The 25,691-nt window shown below is 67.0% G+C and carries 25 protein-coding genes; 8 read left to right on the forward strand and 17 right to left on the reverse strand.

All coding sequences use genetic code 11. From position 1 onward, the window contains the following. Positions 1-270, reverse strand: a 270-nt coding sequence (locus tag VB734_RS10950; protein ID WP_323243334.1) for a J domain-containing protein, incomplete at its 3' end; no start/stop codon positions are given. 56 nt (positions 271-326) lie between these two features. Here VB734_RS10950 and rsmG point away from each other — a divergent pair. Continuing rightward, positions 327-1,061, forward strand: a complete 735-nt coding sequence (rsmG, locus tag VB734_RS10955; protein ID WP_322781806.1) for a 16S rRNA (guanine(527)-N(7))-methyltransferase RsmG — start codon at positions 327-329, stop codon at positions 1,059-1,061. Positions 1,062-1,067: 6 nt separating this feature from the next. Here rsmG and VB734_RS10960 read toward each other — a convergent pair whose 3' ends face one another. From VB734_RS10960 to VB734_RS10985, 6 genes are read right to left on the reverse strand one after another with little or no spacing between them, the layout of a single operon-like run. Further along, on the reverse strand, positions 1,068-2,228 hold the full coding sequence (locus VB734_RS10960; RefSeq protein ID WP_322781807.1) for an aldo/keto reductase: 1,161 nt from the start codon (positions 2,226-2,228) through the stop codon (positions 1,068-1,070). A gap of 44 nt (positions 2,229-2,272) precedes the next feature. Next, complete coding sequence (locus VB734_RS10965; RefSeq protein ID WP_322781808.1) at positions 2,273-2,662, reverse strand: ferredoxin; 390 nt, start codon at positions 2,660-2,662, stop codon at positions 2,273-2,275. Then, a complete protein-coding gene (locus tag VB734_RS10970; protein ID WP_322781809.1) occupies positions 2,655-3,047 on the reverse strand; it encodes a DUF1257 domain-containing protein in 393 nt (130 codons plus the stop codon). Before VB734_RS10970 ends, VB734_RS10965 begins: the two co-directional genes overlap by 8 nt. Positions 3,048-3,075: 28 nt before the next feature. Continuing rightward, positions 3,076-3,288: a DUF2997 domain-containing protein gene (locus VB734_RS10975; RefSeq protein WP_322781810.1), complete on the reverse strand. Its 213-nt coding sequence runs from the start codon at positions 3,286-3,288 to the stop codon at positions 3,076-3,078. A 60-nt stretch (positions 3,289-3,348) separates the two neighbouring features. Next, positions 3,349-4,173, reverse strand: coding sequence for a HEAT repeat domain-containing protein (locus VB734_RS10980; RefSeq protein WP_197162591.1), 825 nt, complete (start codon positions 4,171-4,173; stop codon positions 3,349-3,351). 5 nt (positions 4,174-4,178) lie between these two features. Beyond that, positions 4,179-4,304: a hypothetical protein gene (locus tag VB734_RS10985; RefSeq protein WP_255110479.1), complete on the reverse strand. Its 126-nt coding sequence runs from the start codon at positions 4,302-4,304 to the stop codon at positions 4,179-4,181. An 80-nt stretch (positions 4,305-4,384) separates the two neighbouring features. On the opposite strand from VB734_RS10985, the gene VB734_RS10990 reads away from it, so the two are divergent. Then, positions 4,385-5,689, forward strand: coding sequence for an AmpG family muropeptide MFS transporter (locus tag VB734_RS10990; protein ID WP_322781811.1), 1,305 nt, complete (start codon positions 4,385-4,387; stop codon positions 5,687-5,689). A gap of 62 nt (positions 5,690-5,751) precedes the next feature. Here VB734_RS10990 and rlmN read toward each other — a convergent pair whose 3' ends face one another. From rlmN to rpsT, 7 genes are all read right to left on the reverse strand, one after another. Beyond that, positions 5,752-6,843 (reverse strand): 23S rRNA (adenine(2503)-C(2))-methyltransferase RlmN, encoded by a 1,092-nt coding sequence (gene rlmN, locus VB734_RS10995; RefSeq protein ID WP_322781812.1) that lies wholly within the window; start codon positions 6,841-6,843, stop codon positions 5,752-5,754. Continuing rightward, positions 6,840-6,995, reverse strand: a complete 156-nt coding sequence (locus VB734_RS11000; RefSeq protein WP_322781813.1) for a high light inducible protein — start codon at positions 6,993-6,995, stop codon at positions 6,840-6,842. The genes rlmN and VB734_RS11000 overlap by 4 nt, the downstream gene beginning before the upstream one ends. 5 nt (positions 6,996-7,000) lie before the next feature. After that, the gene (locus VB734_RS11005) at positions 7,001-11,062 is read right to left on the reverse strand and encodes a DNA-directed RNA polymerase subunit beta' (protein ID WP_322781814.1); all 4,062 of its coding nucleotides are present in this window, start codon (positions 11,060-11,062) and stop codon (positions 7,001-7,003) included. Positions 11,063-11,142: 80 nt separating this feature from the next. Beyond that, on the reverse strand, positions 11,143-13,047 hold the full coding sequence (locus VB734_RS11010; protein WP_322781815.1) for a DNA-directed RNA polymerase subunit gamma: 1,905 nt from the start codon (positions 13,045-13,047) through the stop codon (positions 11,143-11,145). Between the two features lie 52 nt (positions 13,048-13,099). Further along, on the reverse strand, positions 13,100-16,390 hold the full coding sequence (gene rpoB / locus VB734_RS11015; RefSeq protein ID WP_197162581.1) for a DNA-directed RNA polymerase subunit beta: 3,291 nt from the start codon (positions 16,388-16,390) through the stop codon (positions 13,100-13,102). A 209-nt stretch (positions 16,391-16,599) separates the two neighbouring features. Next, on the reverse strand, positions 16,600-17,439 hold the full coding sequence (locus tag VB734_RS11020) for a TatD family hydrolase (RefSeq protein ID WP_197162579.1): 840 nt from the start codon (positions 17,437-17,439) through the stop codon (positions 16,600-16,602). Between the two features lie 16 nt (positions 17,440-17,455). After that, positions 17,456-17,761, reverse strand: coding sequence for a 30S ribosomal protein S20 (gene rpsT, locus VB734_RS11025; RefSeq protein WP_197162577.1), 306 nt, complete (start codon positions 17,759-17,761; stop codon positions 17,456-17,458). A 122-nt stretch (positions 17,762-17,883) separates the two neighbouring features. On the opposite strand from rpsT, the gene hisD reads away from it, so the two are divergent. Further along, positions 17,884-19,206, forward strand: a complete 1,323-nt coding sequence (hisD, locus tag VB734_RS11030; protein WP_231594610.1) for a histidinol dehydrogenase — start codon at positions 17,884-17,886, stop codon at positions 19,204-19,206. 5 nt (positions 19,207-19,211) lie between these two features. Here the strand turns inward: hisD and rpiA are convergent, their stop codons facing one another. The 3 genes from rpiA to VB734_RS11045 form a co-directional block, all read right to left on the reverse strand. Next, positions 19,212-19,937 carry a ribose-5-phosphate isomerase RpiA gene (rpiA, locus tag VB734_RS11035; protein WP_197162575.1) on the reverse strand — a complete coding sequence of 242 codons (726 nt, stop codon included), beginning with the start codon at positions 19,935-19,937 and terminating at the stop codon, positions 19,212-19,214. Between the two features lie 76 nt (positions 19,938-20,013). Beyond that, positions 20,014-21,234, reverse strand: a complete 1,221-nt coding sequence (locus tag VB734_RS11040; protein WP_197162574.1) for a trypsin-like peptidase domain-containing protein — start codon at positions 21,232-21,234, stop codon at positions 20,014-20,016. Positions 21,235-21,244: 10 nt separating this feature from the next. Next, entirely contained in the window at positions 21,245-22,060 is an 816-nt protein-coding gene (locus VB734_RS11045) for a metallophosphoesterase (protein WP_197162572.1), read from the reverse strand. A 110-nt stretch (positions 22,061-22,170) separates the two neighbouring features. Between VB734_RS11045 and VB734_RS11050 the strand changes: the two genes are divergently transcribed. The 5 genes from VB734_RS11050 to VB734_RS11070 form a co-directional block, all read left to right on the forward strand. Beyond that, positions 22,171-22,449 (forward strand): hypothetical protein, encoded by a 279-nt coding sequence (locus VB734_RS11050; RefSeq protein WP_197162570.1) that lies wholly within the window; start codon positions 22,171-22,173, stop codon positions 22,447-22,449. Between the two features lie 162 nt (positions 22,450-22,611). Continuing rightward, positions 22,612-23,082, forward strand: a complete 471-nt coding sequence (gene rimP, locus VB734_RS11055) for a ribosome maturation factor RimP (protein ID WP_197162568.1) — start codon at positions 22,612-22,614, stop codon at positions 23,080-23,082. A gap of 40 nt (positions 23,083-23,122) precedes the next feature. Further along, a complete protein-coding gene (gene nusA / locus VB734_RS11060) occupies positions 23,123-24,562 on the forward strand; it encodes a transcription termination factor NusA (RefSeq protein WP_322781816.1) in 1,440 nt (479 codons plus the stop codon). After that, a complete protein-coding gene (locus VB734_RS11065; RefSeq protein WP_197162564.1) occupies positions 24,559-24,849 on the forward strand; it encodes a YlxR family protein in 291 nt (96 codons plus the stop codon). The genes nusA and VB734_RS11065 overlap by 4 nt, the downstream gene beginning before the upstream one ends. A gap of 63 nt (positions 24,850-24,912) precedes the next feature. Then, the coding region (locus tag VB734_RS11070; protein WP_323243335.1) for a translation initiation factor IF-2 N-terminal domain-containing protein at positions 24,913-25,691 on the forward strand (779 nt) is incomplete at its 3' end.

Consider the following 25,691-nt stretch of genomic DNA (forward strand, 5'->3'; position numbering starts at 1 on the left):
GCCCAGCGCCTCGACGCGCTGCAGCAGGGCGAGACGCAGCTGGCTGTCGTAAGCCGAGCGGCGCTGGGGATCGCCCAGCACCAGGTAGGCCTCCTGCAGCCGGCGGAACTGGTCCTGGGCCTCGGGCAGCGGCAGGGTGGTGGTGTCGGGGTGGTACAGCTTGCTGAGGGAGCGGAAGGCCTGCCGCAGCTCCTGCGGCGTGGCTGTGCTCGGCAGACCAAGCAGCGCGTAGAGGGATGGGCCCGTGACCGGGTGCTCGCCGCCTGCCACCAACCACGCGCCATGGTTGGGTGATCCTAGAGAGCTCGACCAACGGTGCTGCAGTGATGACGGCCCCCGCCGATCCCGTTCCAGCTGGCCTCTGGGACAGCCTGGGCTGGGAGCCCACCCCTGAGCAGCTGCAGCTGTTGATGGGGTTGCAGCAGCAGCTGCGCCACTGGAACGCCCGGCTCAACCTCACGCGCCTGGTCGATGGCGACGACTACTGGATCGCCCAGGTGTACGACAGCCTCTGGCCCTGGCGCGACCAGCTCAACGCCCCGGCCCAGTCCCTGCGCTGCCTCGATGTGGGCACCGGTGGCGGCTTCCCCGGCCTGGCCCTGGCGATCGCCCTGCCGGCCGCCCAGCTCACACTGGTGGATTCCGTCGGTCGCAAGGCGGAGGCGGTGAAGGCCATGGCCGCCAGCCTGGGGCTGGGCGAGCGGGTGCAGGTCCGCTGGGAGCGGGCGGAGGCCACCGGTCACACCCGCAGCTGCCGCGGCCACCAGGACTGGGCGATGGCACGGGCGGTTGCTGCCGCCCCGGTGGTGGCGGAGTATCTGGTGCCCCTGCTGAACACCAGCGGCCGGGCCCTGCTCTATCGCGGCCAGTGGAGCCCGGAGGATCTGGCCTGCCTGAAGCGGGCCGCCACCCGCCTGCGCGCCGAGGTGGAGCAGGTGGAGCGGATCGACCTGCCTGGAGGACGGGGGGTGCGCCACGCGGTGGTGCTCAGGCCGAGCGCCCCCTGCCCCGCCATCTATCCCAGGGCCGTGGGTCTGCCCGCCAAGCAGCCCCTGGCCTGAGCCCGATCACGCATCCGCCATCAGCCGACGGACGCTGGTGCCCCCCAGCCGCTCGCGCAGGCTCCTCAGCAGCGTCGGAATCCGCTCGGCCCAGGGGCTGGCCGTCAGCACCGCCAGCAGATCGGCTTCGCTCACCTCCCGGTCCAGGGCCTCGGCATTGGCGCCGGGGAACCAGTGGCTCCCCTGGCCCAGCAGGCCATAGCGGGCCCGGGCGTAACCCTCCAGATCCCAGGCCTCCAGCAGGTTGTGCAGCCAGAGCAGCACCGGCAGGTTCAGCCCTCCGGGGGTGTCCTCCCAGGAGGGCAGACCATCGCTCCAGCTCTCGAGCCAGCGAGCGCCGAGGGTCTCGAGCCTGGTGCGCTCCAGCCGCTCCTGCACCGGGGCCAGCCAGCACTCGGCCTCGTTCAGACGCGCCACCGCCTGCAGATGCAGGTCGAGATCAGCCGGACCGGCGGCGCCCACGCTGATCGTGTGGATCGCCGCCTCACGCAGGCAGAACAGGTCGTTGAACTCGATGGGGTGAAGCGGAGCGCACAGCCGGTTGATCCGCTCGGAGGGGGTGTGCAGGTGGCCGCCCTTGTCGGTCGGGCTGATCACGAACACGCCCATGTCGTGGCGGCGGGCGGCCTCGAGAGCCGGGCGATTGTCCTGGCGGATGTAGTACCAGTGCAGGTTGATGTAATCAAAGGCATCACTGGCGATCGCCTCGAGGATCAGGGGCAGGGGCGCGTGGGTGGAGAAGCCCACATGGCCGATGCGGCCCTGCTGCTGCCAGCGCCGCGCCACGTCCAGGCAACCGCCCGGCCGCAGGGTCTGCTCCAGGTGCGCGGGCAGATTGAGGCCATGGATCGCCAGCAGATCGAGCCGCTCGATGCGCAGCCGATCAAAGCTCAGCTCCAGCTCGGCCTCGAACTGGGCGGGATCCTCGTGGGGCGGCACCTTGGTCTGGAGGATGCGGCGGGGATCGGGCACCTCCCGCAGCAGATCACCCAGTTGCCGCTCGGATGTTCCGTAATGGCGGGCAGTTTCGATGTGATGGAACCCGGAGGTCACGGCCTTCTCCAGGGTGGCGCGCAGGTTGGCCTGGCTGGCGGCGGTGATCTCGCCGGCCGGCAGATCGCTCCAGCTCTGCTGAAAACGCATCCCCCCCAGAGAGAGAACCGGCATGGCCAACTCCGTGCGCCCGAAGCGACGGCAGGGCAGCTCCGCCGTCAAGGCCGAGGCAAGGTGCGCTGAACCCGGGATTGGCTCGGATAGCCCAGAGGCAGCAGCTCCTGGGAGCGCAGCCGCTCATCGAGGCGGGCCACGTCTTCGTAAGGCACCCAGTGGATGCAATCAACCGGACAGGTGTCGATCGCCTCCTGGATGGTCTCGGTGCTGTCGCCGTCCTGGCGGATCGCCCGGGAACGACCCCAGACCGGTTCCACCAGAAAGGTGTTGCCAGCCACATGCGCGCAGTAGCGGCAGCCGATGCAGACGGCCTCGTCAACCCAGACGGCCTGCTGACGCAGGCTGCCCCCTAGCAATGGCTCATGGCCGCTGGGTTGCTCCCTGGAGCGGGCCGGTGCGGCGTAGGCCAGGGAGGGATCGACCTCAGCCATCCCAGCGGGTGACCACGAGCTCGATCGAACCATCCAGGCTGGAGGTCTGCTCGCTCACCTGGAAGCCCTCCTGGGCCGAGGCGGCCAGAACCTGGTGCAGGGCATAGCGCTGGGTGATCTGGGCGAGAAAACGTTCGACCGGAATCGGCTGCTTCCACAGCTCAAGGTCGGTGACGAGCTCATAGGTGCCGGATTCGGCATTCCAGCGGAAGCCGATGTCGCAGCCGTCGTTGCGGGTGAGGGCCACATCGGCGAGCACGGTCTGGCCGCGGTAACCACGCACCGGCCGCTCCCCCAGCTCAGGGTCGTGGCCGAGGTCCCGCAGGGCCTCGAGCAGGGCCACGCGGTCGCGCAGTTCGGTCTTGACGGTGCTGAAGTGGGACATCGGGGGGGCCGAAGGGTATGGGTGAAACTCAGGCAGAACGCTGGTGCAGGCTCACCGAGGGGGTGACAGCCTGAGCCGCGGCCTGGAAGGCCTCGGACGTGGAGCGGCGCTGTTCCAGCGAACCGAGTTGGTTCTCGATCCGCTCGGTGAGCTGCTCGCAGGCTGCACCCTGGACGCCTTCCACGAGCTCCTCGACCCGCCCATCGGGGCGAATGCGGAAGCGGATGGTGGTCTGGGCCATCCAGGTTCACTCAGGTGGGCAAATGTTAACCAGCTTCCCCTGACGCTGCAGGGAGCCGTCTCAGCGGATCAGGCCCTCGTCCACCAGGGTCTGCAGCCGCTCCAGCACCGCCGGACTTTCCAGCTGCTCCAGGGCCACCCGCGCCTCGTCCCTCACGGTGGAATCAGCGTCCTGGAGCATCACCGCCACCAGTGTTTCCACCAGTTCCCCCTGACGCGGATCCACCAGGTGGTCGTAGAGGCGCCCCAGCGACCAGGCACTGTTGCTGCGCACCACCGGCTCGGAATCGATGCGCAGGCTCACCAGCAACTGGGCGGCGGCCTGATCGGCCTTGGCCGCGCCCGTACCGCCCACATCCGCCAGGGATCCCGCCGCCCACAACCTCACGGCCGCGATGTCGTTCTGCAGGGCCCGGATCAGGGGATTGAGCACGGGCGACTCGGGGTAATTGCCCAGGCTCCAGGCCACGGCCTTGCGGACGTAGCCGTTGCTGTCGTCCTGCAGCAGGGCCAGCAGGGGAGCCACCGCACGCGGATCGGGGTTGCGGCCCAGGGCATAGACCGCGCTCATGCGCAGGATCGGACAGGTGGCCTCCAGCAGGGGCAGCAGCAGCGGGATCGCCCGGGGGTCGCGGTGTTCACAGAAAATGCGCAGCCCCTGCATGCGCTGGTCATGGCCGCCCCTGAGCCACTCCAGCCCCAGGTCGCATTCCGCGGCGATGTCGGCCTCGGCGGGCTCGAGTGCATCGAGATCCTCGAGCGGATCGCCCAGCAGCTCCTGGGCCAGCTCGCCAGCCAGCAACTCCGGGTCGAAGGCCAGCTCGGCCGGACCGTGGGCGTAGGGGGGCAGGGAACCGCCGGGATCGGGGTTGGCTTGGTCGGTCATGGCCCTCAGCCGATCGGAGCGGGGGCGGCCATGTCACCCGGAAGCCAGATCCTGGCACTCACCGCAAACAGAGCCAGACCGAACAGCACGATGATGGCGGCCGGCAACAGGGTGGAGCGGAAGAACGACACGGCACTGGCCAGGGAGGTGCCCCATTCTGGATGCTGGGGTCATCGGACTTCCGTAGGGTTCGCCCAGTCGCGTCCGGCCCTTGGCACCCGAACCAGCCAGCGAGCGCATCACAGCGGTCGAGGCGGCCTCCGGCCCCCGCCGCCGCCTGGTGGCGGTGACGGCCCAGGGGGTGGCCAGCGGCACTCCCTACATGGTGGGCAGCAAGCTTCTGCAGGGATGGCTGGCGGCCAACCAAGTGCCCCTGAGCCTGATCGGCCTGCTCGGCCTGGCGGAACTGCCCTACACCCTGAAGATGCTCTGGGCGCCGGCCCTCGATCGCTGGCCACTGCCCTGGCCGGATCGCAGGCGTGGCTGGTTGCTGCTGCTGCAGATCACCCTGGTGGCGGTGATCGCAGCCATGGCCCTTCTGCGACCTGGCACAGACGGGGGCAGTCTCACGGCGATCGGCCTCATGGCCGTGCTGCTGGCCGTCTGCAGCGCCACCCAGGACATCGCGGTCGACGCCTACCGCACGGACATTCTCCCGCCGGCGGAGCGGGGCGGCGGAGCGGCTGCCTCTGCCCTGGGCTATCGGGGAGCCATGCTGGCCATCGGTGCCGGAGGGTTCATGCTGGCCGGCAGCTTCGGCTGGCCCGCGGCGTTCCTGGCCTCAGCTGCGCTGCTGCTCGCGGTGGTTCCGTTCACCCTGGCGGCGCCGCGGCTGGCACCGAACGAGCATCCCGTCACCAGCCTGCGGCAGGCGGTGGTGGGCCCGGCACGTGATTTCCTCCGCCGCACCGGCTTCGGACGGGCCGTCCTGTTGCTTCTGCTGGTTCTGCTCTACCGCTGGCCCGATGGCCTGCTCAGCCTGATGGCCGTCCCGTTCCTGATTCAGCAGGGGTTCAGTCCCGGGCTGATCGGGGCGGTGCAGGGGGGCTGGGGAATCGCCGCAACGATGATCGGCACGGTGCTCGGCGGTGTGCTCTTCAGCCGTCTGGGCATGAACCGTTCCCTCTGGCTGTTCGCCCTCATCGGAGCGATCGGCAACCTCTCCTATTGGGCCCTGGCCCAGTTCGGTGGCGGCAAGACCGCACTGGTTCTGGCCGTCGGCATGGAGAACATCGGCGGCGGGATGGTGGGAGCGGTGTTCGTGGCCTTGCTGATGAGCCTCTGCAACCCGCGGTTCTCCGCCACCCAGTACGCCCTGCTCTCAGGGGTCTATGCCCTGAGCCGCTCAATCCTGGCCGCGCCTGCCGGGCTGGTGGCCGAACGGGTGGGCTGGAGCAGTTTTTTCCTGTTCACGGTGGGAGCGGCACTGCCGGCCTTTCTGCTGATGCTGCGGCTCACCCCCTGGAACGGCGCCGGCCCCCGCGGCGCCTTCGATCCAGCGAAGGATCCCACCTGAGGCGACCTCCTGGACCGACACCACCGGATCTGTGAACAGCACACCCAGGAGGCGGGAGGTGGTCAGAGTGACGTGACCGCCGCCCGCCGCCTGAGCTGACCGCAGGCGGCATCTTCATCGAGACCGCGGCTGGCTCGGACACTCACGGCCACATGCCGCTCCTGCAGCGCCCTGCGGAAGGCCTCCACCCGCTCGGGGCTGGGGCGCTGAAAGTCCTCCTCCTCGATCGGGTTGTAGGGGATGAGGTTCACGTGGCTCTGGAACCCGCGCAACAGCGCCGCCAGGGCCGCTGCCTGGCGGGGGTGGTCGTTGAGGCCCCCCAGCAGGATGTACTCGAAGCTCACGCGCCGGCCGGTGATCTCCACATAGCGGCGGCAGTCGTCGAGCAGCGCCTCCAGCGGGTAGGCGCGGGCGGTGGGGATCAGCTGCTCCCGCAGGCCCTGATCCGCAGCGTGCAGACTCACGGCCAGGGTGAACTGGGCGCGGCCCAGTTTCTCCAGGGCAAGCTCGGCCAGGCTGGGCAGGGTGCTGGGCACTCCAACGGTGCTGACCGTGATCTGGCGCTGGGCCATGCCCAGGTCGGTGCAGAGGCAGTGAATGGCCCCCAGCACGGAATCGATCGTGAGCAGGGGTTCGCCCATACCCATGAACACCACGTGGCTGGGACGGCGGCCCATCACCTCACGCACGCACAGCACCTGATCGACGATCTCATGCACCGCCAGGGAGCGCTGCAGCCCGCCCTTGCCGGTGGCGCAGAAGCGGCAGGCCATCGGACAGCCCACCTGACTGGAGACGCAGACCGTGAGGCGATCGCGGGAGGGAATGCCCACGGTTTCGAGGCTGAGGCCATCGGCGGTCCCCAGCAGGAGCTTGGTGGTGCCATCCCTGGCCACGCTGCGCTGCAGTTCCCTGGAGCGGCCGAGTGCATCGGCATCGGCGGGGTCTGCCTCAGCGGCGAGGCTCTCGCGCCACGCCTTGGGCAGGACGCTGATGTCTGCCAGGCGGCGGGCCCCCTTGGCATAGATCCAGTCGTGCAGCTGACGGCCACGAAAGGCGGGCTGACCCTGGCTGATGGCCCACGCCTCCAGCTCGTTCAGGCCCAGGCCCAGCAGGGGCACAGGCCTGGACGAGGGCGGCACCGCGGCGATCACGACCAGATCAGCAGCCCATGGCCGAGCCAGCACTCCACCGCCACCAGAGCGATGAAACCGAGCATGGCCAAACGGCCGTTGAGCCGCTCGGTGTGGGTGTGGAAGCCGAAGCGGGGCAGGCGCCGCTTCGGGATGAGCGTGGGTTCCAGCACTGGAATCAGTCCTCTGTCAGTAGACCCTCTTCCTGCAGACCCTCAACGGCCGCGGGATCGGGGATGAGCTCTTCCTCCAGACCTTCCTCCTGGGTGGGCCTGGCAAAGGCCGCGAAGGAGCTGGCGGCCGCCTCGATGCCCCGCTTGCTGCGAACCGCATCGAGCTCGTCCTCGGAAGGATCCTCCAGCACCGCCTTGGTGACCGGGGCCGCGGCGGGCATCTCCACCGTGTAGTCAGGGCGGAGATTGGCCACCCGGCGGTAGCTGCCGGCCTCCTCGTCGAGGATGTCGGGGTGGGGGCCGGCTTCTGCACGCAGTTCCTCCTCGAAGCCACCGAAGCCGGTGCCGGCGGGGATCAGGCGGCCGATGATCACGTTCTCCTTGAGACCGCGCAGCCAGTCGCTCTTGCCCTCGATCGCCGCTTCGGTGAGCACCCGGGTGGTCTCCTGGAAGCTGGCAGCGGAGATGAAGCTGTCGGTGTTCAGCGAGGCCTTGGTGATGCCCAGCAGCACCGGCGTGAACTCGGCGGGGGCGCCACCGGTGATGGCCATCGCCTGATTCACCTGCTCCACCTGGCGGAGCTCGATCAGCTCACCGGGCAGCAGGGTGGTGTCACCGGCATCCTCGATGCGCACCTTGCTGGTCATCTGGCGCACGATCACCTCGATGTGCTTGTCATCGATGGTGACCCCCTGGGATTTGTAGACGTTCTGCACCTCCTGCACCATGCGGAACTGCAGCTTGGAGATGGCTTCCTGGGCCGCCTCCATCGAGGGCTTGCGGTCCCGCAGGTCCTCGAAGTAGCACTCCAGCAGTTCGTGGGGATTGATCGGACCGTCGGTGAGCATTTCACCGGCCGTGACCTGCTGGCCGTCGTTCACCATCACGTTGCGCCCGAGCAGGATCGGGTAATCGGTGCTGACGTCGTCGTGCTCGATCACGGAGACGGTGACCGAGTCGTCGTCTTCGCCCAGCTTGATGGTGACGGTGCCGGGCTTGCGGCAGAGCACGGCAGATTCCCGTGGACGGCGTGCTTCGAGCAGTTCTTCGATCCGGGGAAGACCCTGGACGATGTCCCCGGTCTTCTGCCGCTCGAACACCAGCAGCGCCAGGGCATCCCCCCGTTGCACGAGTTCGCCGTCGCGCACGTGCAGCACCGAATCCGGCGAGACCATGTAGGGACGGCCCAGTCGGATGGTGATCAGGCTGCCGTCGATGGCTTCCACCTGACCGCAGCAGGGAGCCTCGATACCGCTGGCGAGGGGCTCACCATCCACCAGGCGCTGACCCACGCTCACGGCCAGCTCGGCGCTGCCGATGTCGATCCCGCGGGTGTCGCCCTCACGCTCGACGATCAGGCGACGCACCGGTTCCCCTTCCACCGGATCGGGCAGTTGCACCACGCCGTCTTCCTTGCAGAGGATCTGGGTGGTGGCCACCACATCGCCGCTCTTGACGCTGGTGCCGTCCTCCACCTGCAGCTCGGTGTGGGTGGAGCCGTGACTGGCATCGGAGAGGGTGTCACGGCGGACCAGCAGGGTTTCGAGGATCACCAGCTGCAGGCGCTCGATCGTCTTGGCCCGCTTGTCGGGGACAGCCTCCACATCCACCGTCATCTGGGGTGTGGTGTCGAAGGTGTCAAGGATCAGCTGGGTGCGCAGCAGCTCGACACCATCCACCGACTTGATCAGTTCACCGTCCTTGAAGGTGAGCCGCTGGGTGGCCTTGAGGCCCAGGGAAGGGCCACCGTTCTGCTTGACGCTGGCCAGCTCGGGCAGGTGGGCCTGGTCGGGGATGGGGTATTCCTCCACCGGCCGCAGCAGCAGGGCACCACCTTCAGGAGTGTCGACAGCCTCGACGAACACCATCGCCTCGGGAACCAGGCCAGGGGCGATCTCCTCACCGGGATTGTGCAGGCGACCTTCGTCGCTGTAGCGGGCATGAATCTTGGCGTCGCTGACGAGGTGCAACGTTCCCGAACGCACGATGATCTCGCGCAGGATGTCGTTCTTCTGGGTCACGGTGACGATCCCGGCCGTCTGGCTGAAGATGTCCTTGACCACCTCGGTGCCGGCCTCGATCCACTGGCCGTCCTCGATCATCAACAGGGAGATGTCCTTGTTGATCTCGTGAGTCTCCTGGGGAATCCAGAGAACGGTTCCGCCCTTGGACACCTCGTAGCCGTTCTTGGCGGAGCGTGCCTTCTTGATCGAGAGACCGGGGGCGTACTTGATCAGTCCGCCGGTCTGGGTGCGGAAGCGGTCATCGGCCAGCTCGGCGATCACCTCACCGCTGCCGATCTTGCTTCCCGGTTGGGTCTTGAGCAGATAGCGGATGTTGTCCTTGCCCTCCAGGTGCCAGATCTCGCCGGAATGGGTGGATTCACCCACCAGCTTGCAGTCCTTGAGGGTCAGGCTGGCGGTGACGATCTGGACTTCGCGGGAATCACCGGTGGAATCGCGCAAACGCACCGAACCACCGTGCTCGCTCACCAGACGGCTCTCGGCCAGCACCTCACCGGTGGTGACCGCGGTATTGCCTCTGACCACGGGCTGGGCGTTGGGAGGCAGGTTGTACACGTCGCCCGCCAGGACCCAGAGACGCCCGAGTCGCTGGGCCTTGAGGGTGATGTTGCCCTGGCGGTCGGTCGACTCGCGGGGTTGAATCACGTCCTCGTAGCGCACCTGACCCGCCAGATCGCAGATCACATCCTTGGTGGCCTTCTCGACGCTCTTCTTGACCGCGGCGCCAGCGGAGATCTGAGCCAGCACCATGTCGGACGGCACCTCATCACCATCGGCGACGAAGAGAACGGAACCTGAGGTGATGTCGAGTCGCTGGATCTTGCCCTTGCCGCTGGGCTTCACCGAAAGGGTGAAATCGGTTTCCGAGAGCTGCGCCTCAACCCCGTGGGAGGTGCGGTGGGAGCGCACCCGGGCCCTGGGGCCGAACTCCACGGTTCCTGCCACCGAGGAGCGCACCACGCCGGTTTCGGCCGTGGACACACCACCGGTGTGGAAGGTGCGCATCGTCAGCTGGGTGCCGGGCTCACCGATCGACTGGGCCGCGATGATGCCCACCGCTTCGCCCAGATCCACCAGCTGGTTGTGTGCCAGGGCCCAGCCGTAGCACTTGCGGCAGACCGAGCGGGCGGCTTCGCAGGTGAGGGGGGAGCGGACCACGACGGTCTTGACGCCAGCGGCCTCGATCCGCCGGGAGAGCTCGTTGTCGATCTGGCCGTCGCGTTCGACCAGCAGGGATCCGTCGGAGCCGTGCACGGGCTCACCCGCCAGACGGCCCACGAGCTTGGCGAAGAACCGGCCCTTCTCATCGGCATGGATGGGGATGCCTCGGGTGGTGCCGCAGTCGTCCTCACGCACGATCACATCCTGGGCCACATCCACCAGTCGCCTGGTGAGGTAGCCGGAGTCAGCGGTGCGCAGGGCCGTGTCCACCAGACCCTTGCGGGCGCCGTAGGAGGAGATCACGTATTCCGTGACCGTGAGACCCTCACGGAAGTTGGTGCGGATCGGCAGGTCGATGATCTCCCCCTGGGGGTTGGCCATCAGGCCGCGCATGCCCACCAGCTGGCGCACCTGGGACATGTTGCCCCTGGCGCCGGAGTTGGCCATCATCCAGACCGAGTTGAGGGGGTCGTTCTCGTTGAAGTTCTTCTTGACCTCCTCCACCAGCCGCTCATTGGTTTCGGTCCAGGTGTCGATCACCTTGGTGTGCCGCTCCACCTCGGTGATCTCCCCCAGCCGGTAGCGCTCTTCGGTATCGGTGATCTGCTGCTCGGCCTCCTCCAGCAGACGGGCCTTCTCGAAGGGAATGCGCAGGTCTTCGACGGAGATCGAGACCGCGGCCTGGGTGGCGTAATGGAAGCCCAGATCCTTGAGGTCATCGGCCATGGAGGCCGTGGCCGCGGTGCCGTGGTGCTTGTACGCCCAGGCCACGAGATTGCGCAGGGCCTTCTTGTCGATCTCCCGGTTGCGGAAACGCGGCGGTTCCTTGCTCAGGGGAGCGCGGCGGTCCTGGGAATTGGGCTTGGAAGGGGTGGTGGTCATGGCGGCGAGCGAAAAAGAAGACCGAAGAGGAAAACCTGGGGTAATCAGGTGAAGGCGACGACGTGCTGCAGCAGATCAGCTCAGGTGGCGGCCACCGCGTCGATGATCGTTCTGTTCATCACCACCCGGCCCACGGTCGTGAGCAGGTAACGGGTGATCAGTGCACCGTCTTCGTCGAAGCGGTCGCGGCGGTACTTCCACTGCTCGATGCGGGTGCCATCGCTGAGCGTCTCCTCATGCACGGGGGTCTCTCCCTCATCCTCGTCATCGACCTCGCCCTTGAAGCGGACCCAGACCCACTGGTGCAGATCGAGATGCCGTTCCTCGAACGCATTGATCACGTCGTTGAGGCCAGCGAAGGTACGGCTGCGGTCACCGAAGCTGGGCATGACCTCCTTGCGATCCACCGCGGTGAGGTAGTAGATGCCGAGCACCATGTCCTGAGACGGGGTGATGATCGGCTCACCGGTGGCCGGCGAAAGAATGTTGTTGCTCGCCAGCATCAGCATGCGCGCCTCGGTCTGGGCCTCGATGGCGAGGGGCACATGCACGGCCATCTGGTCACCGTCGAAGTCGGCGTTGAAGGCGGGGCAGACGAGGGGGTGCAGCTGAATGGCGCGTCCATCCACCAGCTTCGGCTCGAACGCCTGAATGCCGAGCCGGTGCAGGGTGGGGGCCCGGTTGAGCATGATCGGGTGACCTTCGATCACTTCCTGCAGCACCTGCATCACTTCATCATCAGCCCGCTGAATCAGCTTCTTGGCCGCCTTGATGTTGTTGACGATGTTCTGCCGGATCAACCTGTGAATGACGAACGGCTGGAACAGCTCGATCGCCATTTCCTTGGGCAGGCCGCACTGGTGCATCTTGAGCTTGGGTCCCACCACGATCACGGAACGACCGGAGTAGTCGACCCGCTTGCCCAGCAGGTTCTGGCGGAAGCGGCCCTGCTTGCCCTCGATGATGTCGCTGAGTGACTTGAGCGGCCGGTTGTTGGCACCCACGACGGTCCGGCCGCGGCGGCCGTTGTCGATCAGAGCATCCACAGCCTCCTGCAGCATCCGCTTTTCGTTACGGACGATGATCTCTGGCGCGAGGATCTCCTGAAGCCGCGCCAAACGGTTGTTGCGGTTGATCACCCGTCGATAGAGATCGTTGAGATCGCTGGTGGCGAAGCGACCGCCATCGAGCTGCACCATCGGGCGCAGGTCGGGGGGGATCACCGGGATGGCATCAAGCACCATCCAGTCGGGGCGGGCATCGGTGGCGATGAAATTGTCGATCACGCGCAGCCGCTTGATCAGCTTCGCCCGCTTCTGGCCCTTGCTGCCGGCGATGTCCTCGCGCAGCTGTTCGGCAATCTCGGTGAGGTTGAGATCTTCGAGCAGGCGCTTGAGTGCCTCGGCACCGATGCCCACCTCGGGCTCATTCTCGATCTCGGAATCTTCGGCATAGATCTGATCCTCGATCTCCAGCCACTCATCTTCGGTGAGAAGCTGCTTGTAGGTGAGGTCCTTGTGATCGCCCGGCTCGAGCACCACGTAGCAGTTGAAGTAGACGATCTGCTCGACATCCCTCAGGGGCATGTCCAGCAGGATCGCCACATAGCTGGGGATCCCCTTCAGGTACCAGACGTGGGAGACCGGAGCCGCCAGCTTGATGAAGCCCATGCGGTGACGTCGCACCCGGCTCTCGGTGACCTCAACGCCGCAGCGCTCGCAGACGATTCCGCGGTGACGCACCCGCTTGTACTTCCCGCAATGGCATTCCCAGTCTTTGGAGGGGCCAAAGATCTTCTCGCAGAAGAGCCCATCCATCTCGGGCTTGAGGGTGCGGTAGTTGATCGTTTCGGGCTTGGTCACCTCACCGACCACCTGACCATTGGGAAGGGTGCGCTGACCCCACTGCATGATCCGCTCCGGCGAAGCCAGAGTGATCTTGACGTAGTCGAAGTGGTTCTCGGTGCGGGAGTTGCTGTTGGTCATGGCCGAAGGGCGCGCGGACGTCGAGTGAAACGGTGAAGCTCAGGGCGTTGATTCAATCGTCGTCATAATCAGCGACGCCGAGGGATTCATAAGTGGGCCGGTTGGGGGTGCTGCGGCGGGGATTGACGTCCTGCATCAGATCAACCTCGACGCCCTCATCGGTGTAGACGGCGATATCCAGACCGAGCGACTGCAATTCGCGCATCAGCACCTTGAAGGATTCCGGGGTGCCGGGACGGGGAATCGGCTTGCCCTTGACGATGGCGTTGAGGGCCTCGTTGCGGCCCTGCATGTCGTCGGACTTGACGGTGAGCAGTTCCTGCAGGGTGTAGGCCGCGCCATAGGCCTCGAGGGCCCAGACCTCCATCTCCCCGAGTCTCTGGCCGCCCTGCTGGGCCTTGCCGCCCAAGGGTTGCTGAGTGACCAGGGAGTAGGGACCGGTGGAGCGGGCGTGGATCTTGTCGTCGACCAGGTGGACGAGCTTGAGGATGTGGGCATAACCCACAGTGACCGGCTGATCAAAGGGCTCGCCGGTGCGGCCATCGATCAGCTGGATCTTGCCTGGGTTCTCAGGGTCGTAGACCCACTCCTTGCCAGGCTCGCTGGCCGCCTCCTCCAGATACTTCTGCACGGTGTTCTTGGAGGTTTCGTTGCCGTGCATCTCGTCGAAGGGCACCACCTTGACCCGGCAGTTCAGGTGCGAGGCAGCCCAGCCCATCAGGCACTCGAACACCTGACCCACATTCATCCGGGAGGGAACACCCAGGGGATTGAGGACGATGTCGATCGGAGAGCCATCGGGCAGATAGGGCATGTCCTCGCGGGGGAGGATGCGGCTGATAATGCCCTTGTTGCCGTGGCGGCCGGCCATTTTGTCGCCCACCTGGATCTTGCGCCGCTGGGCCACATAGACCCGCACCACCATGTTCGCCCCCGGCGGCAGCTCATCCCCCTGCTCCCTCGTGTAGATGCGGACATCCACAACCCGGCCGCGTTCGGTGCTGGGCACCCGCAGGGAGTTATCACGCACATCGCGGGCCTTCTCACCGAAGATCGCACGCAACAGCTTCTCTTCAGGCGGCTGATCCGATTCACCCTTGGGCGTGACCTTACCGACCAGGATGTCACCGGATTCGACGTAAGCGCCGATGCGAATGATCCCCATCTCATCGAGGTTACCCAGACTTTCTTCAGCCACATTGGGGATCTCGCGGGTGATCTCCTCGGGACCGAGCTTGGTCTGACGGGCCTCAATCTCATACTTCTCGATGTGCACAGAGGTATAGAGATCGTCCTGAACGAGTCGCTCACTGACGAGGATCGCGTCTTCGTAGTTGTAACCCTCCCATGGCATGTAGGCGATCAGCACGTTCTGACCCAGAGCGATCTCGCCACCCTCACAGGCGGAACCATTGGCCAGCACCTGGCCGGCGATCACCTGGTCACCCTGGCTGACGATCGGCCGCTGGTTGAGGCAGGTGTCCTGGTTGGAGCGCTGATATTTCTGCAGGTGGTGGATGTGATCGGTGCCCTGCTCGTCGCGGATCACAATCGCCGTGGCATCCACAAAGGTGACGGTGCCATTCACCCGGGTGATCGGCACCATGCCCGAGTCGCGGGCCACCTGGGTTTCCAGGCCCGTGCCCACCAGGGGGCGCTCGGGCCGCAGCAGGGGAACGGCCTGACGCTGCATGTTCGAGCCCATCAGGGCCCGGTTGGCGTCGTCGTGCTCGAGGAAGGGAATCAGCGAGGTGGCCACCGAGATCACCTGCACCGGTGAAAGCTGCACGTAATCCACCTGCTCGGGTGGCACTTTCTCGAAGTCCTGGCGGTAGCGGACGGGGATCAGCTCAGCGAGGATGCGGCCATCGGCATCAGTGGCCACATCACCTGGGGCGACGCGGCACTCATCTTCGAGGTCGGCGGAGAGATAGATCGGATCGCCCTGCTTGTGGACGAAACCGTTCTCCACCTTCCAGAAGGGCGTTTCGATGAAGCCGTACTCATTGACGCGGGCATGGGTGGCCAGCGAACCGATCAGACCGGCATTGGGACCCTCTGGAGTCTCGATCGGGCAGATGCGGCCGTAGTGAGAGGGGTGAATGTCACGCACAGCGAAGCCTGCCCGCTCACGGGTGAGGCCGCCTGGGCCGAGGGCACTGATGCGCCGCTTGTGGGTCAGCTCCGCCAGGGGATTGGTCTGGTCCATGAACTGACTGAGCTGGCTGGAGCCGAAGAACTCCTTGATCGCCGCCACCAGGGGCTTGGGATTGACCAGCTGCGCGGGGGTCAGCGATTCAGTCTCACCGACCGTCATGCGCTCCTTGATGATCCGCTCCAGACGGTTGAGACCAACCCGCACCTGGTTCTGGAGCAGCTCCCCGACGGAGCGCACCCGACGGTTGCCGAGGTGATCGATATCGTCGAGAGAAGCCCCGCCCACATCGAGCTCGAGGTTGATCAGGTAATCGATCGTCGAGAGCACGTCCTCAGCGGTGAGGGTGCGCACGGCGTCAGGGATGGTGAGCCGCAGCTTCTTGTTGATCTTGTAGCGGCCCACGCGGCCGAGGTCGTAGCGCTTGGGATCGAAGAAGCGGCTGTGCAGCAGCTGCTGACCACCACTCACGGAAGGGGGCTCACCGGGACGCAGTTTCTTGTACAGCTCCAGCAGCGCCTGGTCTTCCGAAGAGATGCCTTCGTCGTTGGCCGCTTCGATCGACTTCTTGTAATACTCCGGGTGACGGAGCTTGTCGAGCACGTCGTTGTCAGAGAGACCGATCGCCCGCATCAGCACATGGGCGTTGATCTTGCGGGTCTTGTCGACGCGAACGTGCAGCAGATCGTTCTTGTCGGTTTCGAACTTCAGCCAGGCACCCCGGTTGGGGATCAGGCTGGCATTGAAGGTCTTGCGGCCGTTCTTGTCCTGCTCGTCCTTGAAGTAGACGCCTGGGCTGCGCACGATCTGGTTGACGATCACCCGCTCGGCGCCGTTGATGATGAAGGTGCCGCGCTCGGTCATCAGCGGCAGCTCGCCGATGAAGACCTCCTGCTCCTTGATCTCACCGGTTTCCTTGTTGACCAGCCGGCAGGTGACATACATCTGCGAAGCGAAGGTGGCATCGCGGCGCTTCGCTTCCTCGACGTCGTGGCGGGGCCGCTTCAGGCGGTACTCCGTGCCGACGAAATGGAGCTCAAGCTTGCCGGTGTAGTCAGTGATCGGAGAGAAGCTGTCGAGCTCCTCGATCAGACCCTTCTCCAGGAACCACTTGAAACTCGCCCGCTGCACCTCGACCAGATCGGGCAGGTAAGTGACGGTCTTGGCGACCTGAATCGCGCTGCTCATGCGGGGACCTGCAGGAACGGGTGAAAAGGTGGATGGGCTGCGCCGACGGGAACACGCCTGACGCATTGGACTGCCGCAAGGACAACCAAAGGCACGGCAGGGCCCTCCCCGGGTGAGGGGAGAACCCTGCCGTGTTCACGCTGATGAATCTCGAATCGGAGCTGCCGACCTCGACAATGGTGCGCTCACGCTACCAGGCCAATAAAACATCATACACTATGAGGCTCGGATGGTCTGGGGAGGGCAAACAGGCGTAAGGCATTCGCGGTTGAGTCCGCCGCCACCTGCTCGAGGGCCTCGCCTCTGAGCTCCGCCACACGGCTGGCCACGGCGGCCACGTAGGCGGGTTCATTGCGCTTGCCACGGCGGGGAACCGGTGCCAGGAACGGGCAGTCGGTTTCCACCAGGTAGCGATCGGCCGGAACCTGTTGGGCACAGAGATGGGTGTCGAAGGCCTTGGGGAAGGTGACCGTTCCGCTGAAGCTGATGTACAGACCCAGCTCAAGGAACGACGCCATCTCCTCCGGGGTGCCGCCCCAGCAGTGCATGACTCCCCTGGGGCAACGTCCCTCGGCCTGCCGCTGACGCAGCTCATCAAGCATGGGAGCAGCGGCATCGCGGCAATGAATGATGACCGGCAGATCCAGCTCCACGGCCAGATCGAGCTGGGGGCCAAGAACCTGCAGCTGACTGTCGAGGTTGGAATCCCGGAAGAGATCCAGACCCAGTTCACCTATGGCCACCACCCTCGGGTCGTCGAGGGCGGCCTGGCGCAGCACAGCCTGGGTGCTGGGGCCCCAGTGCTCGGTGTCGAGGGGGTGAACCCCCACCGAGTAGCGCAGTTCCGGAAAACGATCGGCCAGGGCCCGGATCGGAGCGATCTGGGATGGCTCCACGCAGGCATGCAGCAGGGACACCACTCCGGCTTCCCGCCAGCGCTGAGCCACCTCCTCCAGGTCGGCCTCAAAGGTGCTGAACACCACGTGGCAGTGGGAGTCAACCAGCGCCGGAAGCGCGGTGGCCACGGCAGGCATGGTGCTGACGGTCATGGGGACGGCGAGCTGCTCAGGCGTTGCCGGCAACGGGCTCGATCGCCTGCTTGACGGCGGTGCTGAGCCGCGATTTCTGATTGGCGCCGGTGTTGCGATGGATCACACCGCGCTTGACGGCCTTGTCGATCTTGCTGAAGGCGGCGTTGAGGCTGGCCTGAACGGCCGTCTTGTTGTCCTCGCCGGGCTCCTGGCTGTAGACGCTCACAGCCGTGAAGCAGCGCTTCATCAGCGTGCGCACCGCCGACTTGTAGGTGCGGTTCTGCAACCAGTTGCGCTCGGCAATCAGGATGCGCTTCTTCGAAGACTTGTTATTGGCCACAGGCGGGTTCAGCGCTGATTCAGCAGTTGTCGATCTTACCCTCACGGGCCCGCCCGCCAGAGAGCCAGCTCTAGCCTGCGAAACTGACCCAGCTGCGCCGCCCTCCGCCAGCGCCTTTGCCCGTGCCGAACACCCTGAGCGACCCCGCACCAGCCCTGGCCCTCGACAGCCTGGACGATCTCGATGCAGCTGCGGCCAGGCTCGCGCACATCGCCGGCCGCACCAGTGGCGGTGCCAGCCAGGAGGCGGCCGCCAGTGTGGAAGCCATCCTCGAGCAGGTGAAACGAGACGGCGATGGCGCCCTGCTGGAGCTGAGCGAACGCTTCGACGGCTTCCGGCCGGATCCCCTTCGCATTCCCCGCGAGGAGCTGGCCAGCGCCTGGAAGGCCTGCCCCTCCGACCTGCGCAGCGCCCTGGAGCTGGCCCACCGGCGCATCCTCGATTTCCATCAGCGTCAGAAGCCCGGCGACCTGGAAGTGACGGGTGTGCACGGCGAGCGCCTGGGGCGCCGCTGGCGTCCGGTGGCCAGGGCAGGGCTCTATGTGCCCGGCGGACGGGCCTCCTATCCCAGCACCGTGCTGATGAATGCCGTTCCAGCCCGGGTGGCCGGGGTCAAGCGAGTGGTGATGGTGACGCCCCCGGGTCCGCAGGGACGACCCGACCCCACGGTCCTGGCCGCCGCCCACCTGGCCGGGGTCGAGGAGGTCTACCGGGTCGGTGGGGCTCAGGCCATCGCCGCCCTGGCCTACGGCACAGAATCGATCCCCCGGGTGGATGTGATCAGCGGCCCGGGCAACCTCTACGTGACCCTGGCCAAGAAAGCCGTCTACGGCCAGGTGGCCATCGATTCCCTGGCGGGTCCCAGCGAGGTGCTGGTGATTGCCGACCAGAGCGCGGATCCTGATCACGTGGCGGCCGATCTGCTCGCCCAGGCCGAGCACGACCCCCTGGCGGCGGCCATCCTGCTCACCACCAGCGCCGCCCTGGCGGCGGCTGTGCCCAAGGCCCTGGAACAGCAGCTGCGCCACCACCCCCGGGCGGATCTCTGCCGTGCAGCCCTGGAGGACTGGGGGCTGATCGTGCTCTGCCCTTCCCTGGAAGACGCGGCCCGGTTGAGCGACCACTTCGCGCCCGAGCACCTGGAGCTGCTGGTGGAGAGGCCCGAACCCCTGGCCGGGAGGATCGAGAACGCCGGCGCGATCTTCATCGGCGCCTGGAGCCCCGAGGCGGTGGGCGACTACCTGGCCGGTCCGAACCACACCCTCCCCACCTCCGGCACCGCCCGGTTCTCCGGTGCCCTCAGTGTGGAAACGTTCATGCGTCACACCAGCCTGATCGCCTTCAACCGCCAGGCCCTCGAGGCCACCGGTCCAGCGGTGATCACCCTGGCCGAGAGCGAGGGGTTGCACAGCCACGCCGATTCCGTGCGCCGCCGGCTCGACTGAACCCCTCAGGCTGATGGGCTGGCCCGCTCGAGATCCCGCACCCGGGGATCCCCGTCGACGATCTCGCCCACGAGGACCTGGTCGGTGAGACCCACGAACAGCCCGTTCTCCAGCACGCCCGGCAGGTTGTTGATCGCCTGCTCCAGGGCCGCTGGATCGGCGATGCCGCCGGCGAAGCTGAGATCGAGCACCAGGTTCCCCTGGTCGGTGACCACCGGACCTGCCTTCCTCACGGCCATGCGCAGGTCACCGGTGGCGCCCATGGCCTCGAGCTCCGCCTTCACCTGGCGCCAGGCCCCGGGCAGAACTTCGACCGGCAGGAGGAACCCCAGGTTGAGGCGCTCCACCAGTTTGCTGGAATCCACCACCACCACGAAGCGGTCGGCCCTGCGGGCCACCAGCTTTTCCTGCACGTGGCAGGCCCCACCTCCCTTGATCAGCTGGAAGGCGGGGTCGACCTCATCGGCGCCATCGATCGCCAGGTCGATGCGGGACACGGCATTGAGGCTCTGCAGGGGGATGCCCAGCTCAGCGGCGAGCACCTCTCCCTGGAACGAGGTGGTCACCCCGGTGATGCCGGAGAGTTGACCCCGCTGCAGGCGTGCGCCGAGTTCCTGGATCATCAGGGCGGCGGTGGAGCCGGAGCCCAGGCCGAGCACCATGCCGTCCCGGATCTGATCGACGGCGGCCGTGGCGACAGCCAGCTTCATCCGGTCCTGCAGCTCGGCCATGGGGGTGGAACCAGGGGGTGAGACCGTAGCAAGCGGATGCTTCAACTCCTGGACAACCCAGCTGGTGCAGGGCGATTCAGGACGCCCGCGGCAGGGCGGCGGGCCGGATCGAAAGCTGCAGCTCCCGGTTGCCACGCACCACCTTCAGGGGCAGGGCCTCGCCGACACGGGAGGCCTCGACCCGCTGGAGCAGGGCAGCGGGATCGGCCACGGGTTGATCGGCCGCCGCCACCACCAGATCCCCACGCCTGAGCCCGGCGGATTCCGCCGGGCTGCCCTGGAGCACCCGCTGCACCAGGGCGCCGTCACGCTCGGGCAACTGCAGCACCGCCTCAGGATCGCGGTTGTTCTCGCGGGCACGGCGAGCCGTGAGCGGCACCAGCTGCAGGCCGAGATAGGGATGGACCACATCGGCGCCTGTACGCAGCTGATCGGCGACACCCCGGGCCAGATTGATCGGAATGGCGAAGCCGAGGCCGGCGCCGGGACCGGAGCGCACCAGGGTGTTGATGCCGATCACTTCACCGGCCGCATTGATCAGCGGCCCCCCGGAATTGCCGGGGTTGATGGCCGCATCGGTCTGGATCAGATCGAGCCGCTTGTCGGCGAAGCCGAGGCTGTTGATGTTGCGGTGCAGGCTGCTGATGATGCCGAGCGTGACCGTGCGCTCCAGGCCATAGGGGCTTCCGAGGGCGATGGCCCAGTCGCCGACCTCCAGGGCTTCGGAATTGCCCAGGGGAGCTGCCTTGAGGTCGCGGGGGGAATCCTCGAGGCGCACCACCGCCAGATCGGTGACAGGGTCGGCGCCCACCACGGTGCCATCGAGCTGGCGACCATCGGCAAGGGTGATCACCACCTGATCGACCCTCTCGACCACATGGGCATTGGTGAGCACCAGCCCGGCGTCGATCACCACACCGGATCCCTGGCCGCGCTCACGGCTGCTGCCCGCCGGGTCACCGAAGAGATCGCGCAGCAGAGGATCCAGCAGAGCCGGATCGAATGCCTGGCGAGGCACGTCCCGCTCAGTGTCGATGCGCACCACCGACGGGCTGGCCCGGCGGGCCGCCTCGGCAACGAAATTGTGGGTCCGAGCAGCAGCCGGTGGCGAAGCGCTGGCCGGAACGACATCAGTGGACAGTTCAGGGGCGAGGGCCAGGGCCTGGGCCTGGGAGGGCAGCCCCAGGATCAGTCCGATCACCAGCAGCAGAGCCAGCCAGCGGCGATGGCCAGGCCAGAAGCTGCGCGGAGCCAGTATCGAACCGACGACGGAGCGGGCGTGAGCGGGACTGCACATGGAGCCGAGGTTAGGTCGCACAACCGGTAGCCGCTGGCTCCGGCCAGGGCGACCAGCGCAGCAGCCGCTGGCTCCAGCGACCGTCGTCATACAGCTCCAGCAGACGGCCGCCCGGGTCCTCCGGCCGGCCCATCGGGCAGGGCTGAACCGCCCCGAAGCTGCAGAGCGTGGAAGGACAGGCCAGGACGGGAATGCCCTGCCGGTCCTGCCCGCCCAGAAGTCCCTGCCAGTGCTGATGGACATGGCCGCAGAGCAGCAGCCGGGCGGAGGACGTCGCCAGGAGGATCCCGGCCAGCTCGGCGCCATCGCGCAGACGGATGGAATCGAAGCCTGGATCGCCGATCGGCAAGGGCGGGTGATGAACCACCACCAGGGCGGGGGAGCACTCCTGCCGCAGACGCTGCCGCAGCCAGTCCCGTTGGCGGGAGCCGAGCCAGCCGCCCATGTCCCCGCTGCGGTGACTGGAGAGCAGCAGCAGACGCCAGGGGCCCAGCCGCAGTTCAGCGGGCGCCAGCACGGCATGGCGCCCAAGGGCCGCCTGCAGCAGGGCGGGGTGATCGTGATTTCCCGGCAGCAGCGCCAGGGGCAGCCCGGAAGCGGTAAGCAGCTCTCGGAGCTGCACATAGCCTCCCCAGCTCTCGTCCTGACAGAGATCACCGCTGATCAGCAGCAGGTCCGGGGCATCCCCAAGGGCGGCCAGGGCCTGCTCGAGGCCATGGCGCAGCTGAGCCAGAGGGGTGCGTCCCCTGTAGCGGCCCCGCCCCTGACGGAGCAGATGGGGATCACTGAGCTGCAGAACCCTGAGCGGATGAGCGCCTGTGGACACCGCCCCTGAATCCGTCTGACAGATCGGGCCCCGCTCTTGAAGGGCTCGCAACAGAAGAGACCACGGATGGTGGTCTTCACACTAAGTTGCCGCAACAGCGCTGCCAGCCCATGGCCTCGATCCCCCCCGGCACCCGTGTGCGATGTGCCCTCTGCCAGGTGGAGATCCAGGGCATGGTGGGCGGCCAGGACCAGGTGATCTTCAGCCAGGGGGCTCCGGGAACCCGCGCCAAGCTCTGGGCCAGGGTCTGTCAGTACGTCAGGGAACCCCAACGCTGCCTCAACCAGGACCAGGCGCTCAGGGGCGAGGTCGGCGCCGACGACTTCTACGGAGAGGCCCCCAGCCTCGGTCTGTTCGACGCACCGGGTGGGGCAGCTCCCTCGGCCTGAGCCCTCAGGCGCCTGGGTCTGCCGTGCCGGCTTGTACGCTCGAAGTCATGCCCGGCGGGCATCACCCTGACGATCGAGTGCTGCCTCCCAGGCGACCTTGAACTCAGGGGCAGTTTTCTGCAGAGGCCGGTCGGGCGTCCGACCCGCTCTCCAGCCCCGCCGGTGCCCCATCCACTCATCCCCGATCTGGAGCGTCTGGTCACCCCGCTCGCCGAGGCTTCGGGCCTGGCGCTTGAGGGAGTGGAGATCCAGGCCCACCGGCTGCCGCTCACGCTGGTGTTCCAGATCCGCCACGCCGACGGACGGGACGTCAACCTGGACGACTGCGCCGCCTTCAGCGGTGTGCTCGGCGAGGTCGTCGACGCCAGCGAGCTGATGCCCCAGGCCTATGTTCTGGAAGTCAGCAGCCCTGGGATCGGCGAGGAGCTGCTCGACGACCGCGATTTCCACAGTTTTCGCGGGTTCCCCGTGGCGGTGCGCTTCCGCGATGGCCAGGGCCTGGAGACCACCCGCGAAGGCCTGCTGCTGGAGAGGGACGAGCAGCACCTCCAGCTCAATCTGCGCGGCCGCATCAGCCGGATCCCCCGTCCCGATGTGATCTCGGTCCGCCTGGTCACACCCGCCACGGACTGACCGCTTCCGCTCCCTCCCCCCTTCACCCCTTTTTGACCCGATGGCACTCGTTCTCCTCCCCGGTCTGCAGAACCTGATCGAGGACATCAGCGAGGAGAAGAAGCTTCCTACCCAGGTGGTGGAGGCAGCCCTGCGCGAGGCCCTGCTCAAGGGCTACGAGCGCTACCGCCGCACCCTTTACCTGGGCATCAGCGAAGACCCCTTCGAGGAGGATTACTTCAGCAACTTCGACGTGGCCCTCGACCTCGACGAGGAGGGGTACCGGGTGCTGGCCAGCAAGATCATCGTGGAGGAGGTGGAGAGCGAGGACCACCAGATCGCCCTGGCCGAGGTGCAGCAGGTGGCCGAGGACGCCCAGGTCGGAGACACCGTGGTGCTCGATGTCACCCCCGAGAAGGACGACTTCGGCCGCATGGCCGCCGCCACCACCAAGCAGGTGCTCGCCCAGAAACTGCGCGACCAGCAGCGGCGGATGATCCAGGAGGAGTTCGCCGATCTCGAAGACCCGGTGCTCACCGCCCGGGTGATCCGCTTCGAACGCCAGTCGGTGATCATGGCCGTGAGTTCAGGCCTGGGCCGGCCTGAGGTGGAAGCGGAACTGCCGCGGCGGGATCAGCTCCCCAACGACAACTACCGGGCCAACGCCACCTTCAAGGTCTTCCTCAAGGAAGTGAGTGAGGTCCCCCGCCGCGGACCGCAGCTGTTCGTCTCCCGGGCCAATGCCGGTCTGGTGGTGTACCTGTTCGAGAATGAAGTTCCGGAAATCCAGGAAGGTTCGGTGCGGATCGTGGCCGTGGCCCGCGAAGCCAATCCCCCCTCACGGGCTGTCGGCCCGCGCACCAAGGTGGCCGTCGACAGTGTCGAGCGCGAAGTGGATCCCGTTGGGGCCTGCATCGGCGCCCGGGGCTCCCGCATTCAGCAGGTGGTCAACGAGCTGCGCGGCGAGAAGATCGACGTGATCCGCTGGTCTCCCGATCCGGCTCAGTACCTGGCCAACTCCCTCAGCCCCGCCCGCGTCGAGATGGTGCGCCTGGTGGACCCTGAGGGACAGCACGCCCATGTGCTCGTCCCCCCCGACCAGCTCAGCCTGGCGATCGGCCGCGAGGGCCAGAACGTCCGGCTGGCCGCACGTCTCACCGGCTGGAAGATCGACATCAAGAATGCCGCCGACTACGACCAGGTCAGTGAGGACGCCCGGGCGGCGGAGCTGATCGCCCTGCGCGAGGAGGATGAGCGGCAGCAGGCCGAGGCCGAAGCCCGTCTGGCGGTGGAGCAGGCCGCCCGTGCCGAGGAGGATGCCCGCCTGCGGGAGCTGTATCCCCTGCCCGAGGACGAGGAGGGCTACGACAGCTACGCCGAGGATGGGGACGCCGAAGCGGATGACCAGGCGGAGCCGCTGGCAGAGACCGGGGACGTGACCTCGGTTGACGTTGATGCGGAGACTGAGCTCGAGACCGGAGCCACCGCCGAACTGCAGTGAGCGGAGGGGTGGTGCTGCGGCGCTGTGTGTCCTGCCGGGAACGGCAGGATCGCCGCCGGCTCTGGCGGATCATCCGCCAGTTCGGGGATGGGGTGGTGCTCGAGGGGACCGTCACCGGGGCCATGGGCCGATCGGCTTATGTCTGTCCTTCCAGCAGCTGCATCGAGGAGGCCAGGCGCCGCAAACGCCTGCAGCGTTCCCTGCGCTGTCAGGTGTCGGATTCCATTTACAGGGCACTGGAGGAACGGTTGAGCGAGTCACTCGCTGCAGCCTCTGAGGCAAGATGAACAGTGGCCGCACCGCGCGTGGGGCTCGGAGGCACACGGTGCCCCGACCGATTGGAGACCTGAATGACCAGCAGCGGCAAAGTCAGAATTTATGAGCTGTCCCGGGACCTTGGCCTGGAGAACAAGGACGTGCTCGACGCCGCTGAGAAGCTGTCCATTGCGGTCAAGAGCCACAGCAGCTCCATCAGCGACAGGGAGGCCGAGCGCATCCGCAGCCTGATCAGCACCCCGGGCAACGGCGGCGCAGCCCCGGTGGCCCAGCCCGTCCGGCCAACGCCACCGGCGAGCGAGCCGGCCAAGGCCATCCTGTCCGTCAAGAAGGCCGCCCCGGCCGCTCCCGCGTCGCCCGCGACCCCGGCCAGTTCCGTTGCTGCCGCCAAGCCGAAGCCGCCGGCCGTCAAGCCGGCAGGCAGCCCGCAGAAGCCTGCAGCCCCTGCCTCGACCGCACCCCCGGCCGCCAAGCCGCTCATCGTCAAGCCGGCACCCAGGCCGGAGATCGTGGCGCAGGCTCCAGCCGCCCCGACGAAGCCGGCGGCTCCCACCCAGCCGCCGGCGGTGAGGAAGGTGGTGCCCCAGGCCGGACGTCAGACGCCCGCCACCGCCACGCCAGCCCGGCCGTCGGCACCTCTGAAACCCACCCCGGTCTCCGCCGCGCCGGCCGCCAGACCTGCCGGTGCACCGAGCCGCCCGTCCGCACCTCCGGTGAGCAAGCCCGAGCCACCCCAGGTGCGCAAGCCCGAGTCGACAGCGGCGGCCAGCCCCAGCCCGACTCCCCGGCCTGCCACCAGCCCCCGTCCCGTGCCCCGTGGCAGTGCCCCTGCCCCCTCCCGGCCGGCCTCTCC

The sequence above is a fragment of the Synechococcus sp. BA-124 BA4 genome (assembly GCF_034931165.1).

Excerpts from the sequence above, each read along its gene's own strand:
- rsmG (WP_322781806.1), top strand. The coding sequence starts at position 327 with ATGACGGCCCCCGCCGATCCCGTTCCAGCTGGCCTCTGGGACAGCCTG.
- VB734_RS10960 (WP_322781807.1), bottom strand. The coding sequence starts at position 2,228 with ATGCCGGTTCTCTCTCTGGGGGGGATGCGTTTTCAGCAGAGCTGGAGC.
- VB734_RS10965 (WP_322781808.1), bottom strand. The coding sequence starts at position 2,662 with ATGGCTGAGGTCGATCCCTCCCTGGCCTACGCCGCACCGGCCCGCTCC.
- VB734_RS10970 (WP_322781809.1), bottom strand. The coding sequence starts at position 3,047 with ATGTCCCACTTCAGCACCGTCAAGACCGAACTGCGCGACCGCGTGGCC.
- VB734_RS10975 (WP_322781810.1), bottom strand. The coding sequence starts at position 3,288 with ATGGCCCAGACCACCATCCGCTTCCGCATTCGCCCCGATGGGCGGGTC.
- VB734_RS10980 (WP_197162591.1), bottom strand. The coding sequence starts at position 4,173 with ATGACCGACCAAGCCAACCCCGATCCCGGCGGTTCCCTGCCCCCCTAC.
- VB734_RS11005 (WP_322781814.1), bottom strand. The coding sequence starts at position 11,062 with ATGACCACCACCCCTTCCAAGCCCAATTCCCAGGACCGCCGCGCTCCC.
- VB734_RS11010 (WP_322781815.1), bottom strand. The coding sequence starts at position 13,047 with ATGACCAACAGCAACTCCCGCACCGAGAACCACTTCGACTACGTCAAG.
- rpoB (WP_197162581.1), bottom strand. The coding sequence starts at position 16,390 with ATGAGCAGCGCGATTCAGGTCGCCAAGACCGTCACTTACCTGCCCGAT.
- VB734_RS11020 (WP_197162579.1), bottom strand. The coding sequence starts at position 17,439 with ATGACCGTCAGCACCATGCCTGCCGTGGCCACCGCGCTTCCGGCGCTG.
- rpiA (WP_197162575.1), bottom strand. The coding sequence starts at position 19,937 with ATGGCCGAGCTGCAGGACCGGATGAAGCTGGCTGTCGCCACGGCCGCC.
- VB734_RS11040 (WP_197162574.1), bottom strand. The coding sequence starts at position 21,234 with ATGTGCAGTCCCGCTCACGCCCGCTCCGTCGTCGGTTCGATACTGGCT.
- VB734_RS11050 (WP_197162570.1), top strand. The coding sequence starts at position 22,171 with ATGGCCTCGATCCCCCCCGGCACCCGTGTGCGATGTGCCCTCTGCCAG.
- nusA (WP_322781816.1), top strand. The coding sequence starts at position 23,123 with ATGGCACTCGTTCTCCTCCCCGGTCTGCAGAACCTGATCGAGGACATC.